The sequence below is a fragment of the Beijerinckia sp. L45 genome, from assembly GCF_009765775.1.
Classification (GTDB): domain Bacteria; phylum Pseudomonadota; class Alphaproteobacteria; order Rhizobiales; family Beijerinckiaceae; genus RH-AL1.
In genome coordinates this window covers 1-690 of the sequence record NZ_LMUU01000268.1, presented here as the reverse complement: position 1 = coordinate 690, position 690 = coordinate 1, and the positions used below count along the sequence as shown (strand labels likewise).

Sequence of the window (690 nt, the reverse complement as noted above, 5' to 3'; positions counted from 1 at the left end):
CGGCGACCTGGTCCGTGGTCAGCTCGTTCAGCGTCGTCGAGCCGAGGCCGTTGAGCTGGGTGGCGGACAGACCCTTCAGCTGCGTCGAGGTGAGGCTCTGCACCTCCGTCGACGACAGGTTGTTGAGCGCCGTGGTCGTGAGGCCGGCGAGCTGGGTCGAGGTGATGCCGGCGACCTGCGTCGTCGTCAAGGTCTGCAGGTTGTCGGAGCTGAGACCGCCCAGCGCCGTCGCCGAGAGGCTGCCGACCTGGGTCGAGGTCAGGGCCTGAAGGTTGGTGGTGCCGAGATTGCTCAACGTCGTCACGGTGAGGCTGCTGACCTGCGTCGAAGTCAGGGCCGAGACCTGGCTCGTGGTCAGCTCGTTCAGCGTCGCCGAGGCGAGGCCGTTGAGCTGCGTCGCGGTCAGACCCTTCAGCTGCGTCGTGCTGAGGCTCTGCACTTCCGTCGAGGACAGGTTGTTGAGCGCCGTCGTGGTGAGACCGGCGACCTGCGTCGAGGTGATGCCGGCGACCTGCGTCGTCGTCAGCGCCTGCAGGTTGTCCGAAGTCAGACCACCCAGCGCCGCTGCCGTGAGGCTGCCGACCTGCGTCGAGGTCAGAGCCTGCAGGTTGTCGGTGCCGAGTTCGCCCAAGGTCGCGGCGGTGAGGCTGGCGACCTGGGTGCCGGTCAGACCGGAGACCTGCGTTGTGG

1 pseudogene is annotated in these 690 nt (G+C 67.8%); it reads right to left on the bottom strand.

What is annotated here, in order from left to right:
• A pseudogene (locus GSQ79_RS27235) lies at positions 1-690 on the bottom strand (hypothetical protein); the annotation flags it as partial.